The organism is Kitasatospora sp. NPDC091257, assembly GCF_044757675.1.
Taxonomy (GTDB): Bacteria; Actinomycetota; Actinomycetes; order Streptomycetales; family Streptomycetaceae; genus Kitasatospora; species Kitasatospora lactacystinica.
This window is the reverse complement of record NZ_JBIVVI010000737.1, coordinates 1-4,636: the sequence shown is the minus strand read 5'-3', so window position 1 is coordinate 4,636 and position 4,636 is coordinate 1. Positions and strand designations below refer to the sequence as shown.

General features: G+C 71.2%; 4 protein-coding genes. 3 read left to right on the top strand and 1 reads right to left on the bottom strand.

All coding sequences use genetic code 11. The features are described 5' to 3' along the window. Positions 1-43: 43 nt before the first annotated feature. Positions 44-1,048 carry a LacI family DNA-binding transcriptional regulator gene (locus ACIQOV_RS28505; protein WP_380352787.1) on the bottom strand — a complete coding sequence of 335 codons (1,005 nt, stop codon included), beginning with the start codon at positions 1,046-1,048 and terminating at the stop codon, positions 44-46. A 282-nt stretch (positions 1,049-1,330) separates the two neighbouring features. Here ACIQOV_RS28505 and ACIQOV_RS28500 point away from each other — a divergent pair, with 282 nt between their 5' ends. Genes ACIQOV_RS28500 through ACIQOV_RS28490 form a run of 3 tightly spaced genes read left to right on the top strand, consistent with a single transcriptional unit; the run spans position 1,331 to position 4,490 of the window. Beyond that, positions 1,331-2,629, top strand: coding sequence for an ABC transporter substrate-binding protein (locus ACIQOV_RS28500; protein WP_401053316.1), 1,299 nt, complete (start codon positions 1,331-1,333; stop codon positions 2,627-2,629). Between the two features lie 2 nt (positions 2,630-2,631). Beyond that, a complete protein-coding gene (locus ACIQOV_RS28495) occupies positions 2,632-3,597 on the top strand; it encodes a carbohydrate ABC transporter permease (protein ID WP_401053314.1) in 966 nt (321 codons plus the stop codon). Positions 3,598-3,644: 47 nt separating this feature from the next. Beyond that, positions 3,645-4,490 carry a carbohydrate ABC transporter permease gene (locus ACIQOV_RS28490; RefSeq protein ID WP_380541853.1) on the top strand — a complete coding sequence of 282 codons (846 nt, stop codon included), beginning with the start codon at positions 3,645-3,647 and terminating at the stop codon, positions 4,488-4,490. The last annotated feature ends 146 nt before the right edge of the window (positions 4,491-4,636 follow it).

Here is a 4,636-nt window from a genome sequence, read left to right as displayed (position 1 = left end):
GGGAGCTGCCCCCGGGGGCAGCGGTCCGCCGGCCCGGGCCGGTTCAACGGCCACCGACCGGGCCGGTGCTGTCCCGGACGACGAGCTCGGGGCGCAGCAACTGGATCGAGTTGGCCGGGCTGCCGGAGCGGGTGAGGGCGCGCAGCAGCAGTTCGACCGCTTCCCGGGCCATCTCCCGCTTGGGGATGGCCACGCTGGTGAGCGCCGGTCGGGCCACGCCGACCTCCGGGTTGTCGTCGTGCCCGACGATCGACAGGTCGTGGGGCACGGAGCGGCCCGCTTCCCGGGCGGCCTCCAGCGCCCCCAGGGCGAGGACGTCGTGGGTGGCGAAGAGCGCGGTGATCGTCGGGTCCGCGGTGAGCGCCGCCGTCGCCGCGGCGAAGCCGCCCGCGGGGGTGGGTTCGCGCGCGGTGTGGACGGCGTGGTCGGGGACGGTCAGGCCGTCGCCGGCGAAGGCGCGCCGGAAGCCCGCCACCCGCGGGGCGTGGTCGGGACTGGCGAGCACCGCGACGCGCTCGTGCCCGAGTTCGCGCAGGTGGCGCCCGGCCAGGTGGCCGGCCCGCTCGTAGTCGATGGTGACCACGGGGAAGCGGTCGGGGGCGTCGGTCTCCCAGGCGCACAGGGCGACCGGGAAGGAGGCCTCGGCCAGCAGCGGCAGGTGGTCGATCAGGTCCCGGTCGCCGGCGATCAGCAGCGCGTCCACCGAGCGGCTGGTCAGGCTCGCCAGGTGACGCTTGGCGCGCTCGCCGTCGAGCCGGGTGGTGCAGAGCAGCAGGTGGTAGCCGTTCGCGTCGAGGACGTCCTCGACCTCCTCGACGATGTCGGGGTAGAAGGAGCCCGTCACCGTGGGGACCAACAGGCCCACCGTCCGGGTGGCGCCGGTGGCCAGGGAGCGCGCGACCAGGTTGGGGGTGTACCCCAGTTCCCCGATCGCGGCGCGCACGCGGGCCGCCGTCGCCGGGCTCACGGCCCCCCGTCCCCGGATGACGTTGGAGACGGTCTGCTTCGTGACCCCGGCGCGCTCGGCCACGTCCTGCATCGTCACCATGACTGGATCCTTCGACTTTACCGGTCAACTTGCTTTCGGTGAAAGGTAGGGCACCGGTGAAGGGGCGTCAAGGTCGATCAAACCCCAGCTCCGGTCGGCAACTTGAGAGTCCCTTGCGCAATCGGTGTCGAAGCGACGCAGTCCGGGGCAGGTTTTTGCAAGGACTCTTGATTTACCGGTCAACCCGACCGTATCGTCCCAGCCATCCAGCCGCTCCCCGTCCTCGGGCCCCGGCTGACGACACGTCCGCGCGGCATCTCGCGCCTCCGAGAGGAACCACCCATGGGGAGAACGACCATGCCCGCCGCCCGCATCATCGGGGCGGCCACCGCCGTCGCCCTCGCGCTCGGAGCGAGCGCCTGCGGCAGCGGCTCGGAGGGCGGCGCGAAGGCCGCCGGCAGCTTCACCTACTGGTCGATGTGGCGCGCCGACGAGCCGCAGGCCAAGGTGCTGAAGGCCGCGATCGACGACTTCACCGCCGCCACCGGCGCCAAGGTGGACGTCACCTGGGCGGGCCGGGACATCGCCAAGAAGATCGGCCCGGCGATCGCCGCCAACCGGGCCCCGGACCTGTGGGACGAGTCCGACGACAAGGTCTACGGCACCACCGCCGCGGCCGGCCAGGCACTGGACCTCTCGCCGGTGCTGCAACTGCAGGTGCCCGAGGAGAACGTCCCGGTCTCCCAGGTCGTCCCGGCCAAGTACTTCGACATGCTGCCGAAGGACCCGTCCGGCTCCAACCACTACGTGATCCCGTACGAGGTCGTCACCAACGCCATGTTCTACAACGCGGCCGACCCGGCGATCGCCGCCGCCATGCCCAGTCCGCCCACCGACTGGGCCGGACTGCTCAAGGTCTGCGACGCGCTGAAGACGGCCGGGAAGGCGTGCATCGCCTCCGAGGGCGAGGACCCCTGGAGCAACGCGCTGTACTTCGACTACCTGCTCAACGGGGCGGGGGTGAACGTCGCGCAGCTCGCCGCCGACAAGTCCGGCGCGAGCTGGGACGATCCGGCGGTCCTCGCCGCGGCGCAGCAGGTGGAGCAGCTGGTGAAGGGCGGCCACCTGATCGAGGGCTACGACGCCACCAAGTACCCCGCGCAGGAGACCAACTGGGCGGGCGGCAAGGCCGCCTTCTACATGGACGGCAACTACGTCACCGCCGAGGTGGCCAAGCAGGTCCCGGCCGGCTGGAGGACGGCGTCGATGCTGCCGCCCACCGCGAAGACCCCGGACGCGAGCCTGTTCGGCTTCGCGATCCCCAAGCGGGCCAGGAACGCCGCCGCCGCACAGAAGTTCATCGCCTTCTTCCTGCAGAAGAAGCACCTGTCCGGGATCTCCACCACCGCGCTCAACCTCACCCCGCGCAGCGACATCCCGGCCCCCGCCGAACTGGCCGACGTCCAGAAGGCCCTGGAGGCCCCGACCGTGCGCCTCGGCTTCGACGGGGTGGCCGGCAGCTGGCTGCCCAAGGTCCTGAACGAGAACTACCTGGACTTCTGGCACGGCAAAACCACGGCCGACCGGTTCGTCGCCACGTGCAAGGCCGACCAGGTCACCTACTGGCAGACCCAGGGCTGACGGTGGCGACGACGATCGACAACCCGCCCCGGACGGACGCCGCCCCGGGCCGGTCCGAGCGCGCCGCCCGCTCCGGCGTCGGCCCGCTGGAGCGCCAGCGCCGCCGGGTGTTCTGGCCCTTCACCGCGCCCGCGCTGATCGTGTACGCGGTGCTGTTCGTCGCCCCGGTCGGCTACGCCCTGTGGACCAGCCTGTACACGTGGGACGGCATGGGCGAGATGGAGTGGCGCGGCCCGCGGAACTACCTCCTGCTGTTCCAGGACCCGAGGTTTCGCACCTCGCTGTTCAACACGCTCGAACTGATGGTCGTCGGAGGCACGATCACCTTCGTGCTCAGCTTCGCGCTGACCCTGGTGCTGCGCGAGATGCGGGCCAGGCTGTTCGCCCGGTCGGTGCTGTTCTTCCCCTCGCTGGTCAACGGCATGGTCTTCGGCATCGCCGCCGGGTTCCTGTTCTCGCCCACCGGCCCGGTCAACCAGGCGCTGAAGCTCTTCGGGGTGACCACACCGCCCAAGTGGCTGTCGACGGACAACCTGCTCCCGATGGTCCTGGGCACCCTGGTCTGGACGGCGACCGGCTACTACACCTCCATCATCATGGCGGCGGTCGACCAGATCCCCGACTACCTCTACGAGGCGGCCGAACTCGACGGCGCCGGCGCCTTCCAGCGCTTCCGGCACATCACCCTGCCGTGCGCCTGGGACGTCATCGCGGTCTGCGCGGTGCTGTGGACCGTCAGCTCGGTGAAGATCTTCGAGCTGATCCTGCTCTACGGCGGCAGCACCAACGCCTATCCGCCGGTGAGCAGTTGGAACACCGCCGTGTACGTATACGCCGAGGCCTTCCCGCAGGGCACCGTCCCCCGGCTGGGCACGGCCACCGCCGCCGCGATCGTCAGCCTGGCCATGGTCACCCTGATCACCGTCGTGCTGCGCCGCCTGCTGCGCCGCGAACCGATCGAGTACTGACCCGTCGCGTCCCGGCCCCCCCGCACCCAACCGGAAAGGTCCCTCCCGTGCGACGCAGTAACCGACCCACCGGACTCGCGAGCAGGATCGGCACGGCCGCCGTCTGGATCGTCGTCGCCGCCGACCTGCTGCTGGTCCTGTGGATCCTGCTGACCTCGCTGCGCAGCGGCCCCGACATCCTGCGGCACGGCTTCGGCCTGCCGACCAGCCCGGACACCGGCAACTACACCACCGCGCTCGACGAGGGCGGCTTCGCGCGGGCGGCCCTCAACAGCGTGCTCACCGCCGGCCTCTCCTCCGTGGTCGCCGTCGCCCTCGCCGCCCCCTGCGCCTACGCCCTCGCCCGGCGCCGCTCGCGGACCTCCTCGGCACTGACGATGAGCTTCGCCATGGGCCTCGGCGTGCCCGGCCAGGTCCTGGTGGTGCCGCTGTTCATCGGCCTGTCCCGGGTGGACCTGACCGACAGCGACCTCGGCCTCGGACTGGTCTACGTCGGCCTGGCGATGCCGTTCACCGTCTTCCTGCTGACCGGCTTCTTCCGCGGCATCCCCGGCGTGCTGGAGGAGGCCGCCGTCCTGGACGGCGCCGGCCCGCTGCGCACCTTCGTCCAGGTGGTGCTCCCGGTCGCCCGGGGCGGGCTGGTCACCGCCTTCCTCCTGCAGTTCATCACCGCCTGGAACGAGACCCTGTTCGCCCTCGTCCTGACGAACAGCCAGGGGACGACCACCCTCCCGGTGGCGCTCTCCTCGTTCGTCGCGGCACAGCAGTTCAACGGCCTGGACTTCGGCACGATGTTCGCCGGGGTCTGCATCATCCTCGCCCCGATGATCGCGCTCTTCTCCTGGATGGGCTCGCGGATCATCCAGGGCATGACAGTTGGGATCGGCAAGTGACCTCGACCCTGCGCACCGACCCGCTCCGCATCGACGGGACCCCCGATCCGGTCGGCGGCACCCTGCCGATCCTGCACGGCCTGCCCCGGCAGACCGGCGCCGGCGCCGGGGTCGACGACGAGATGCGCCGCAACCTGGCCTATGGG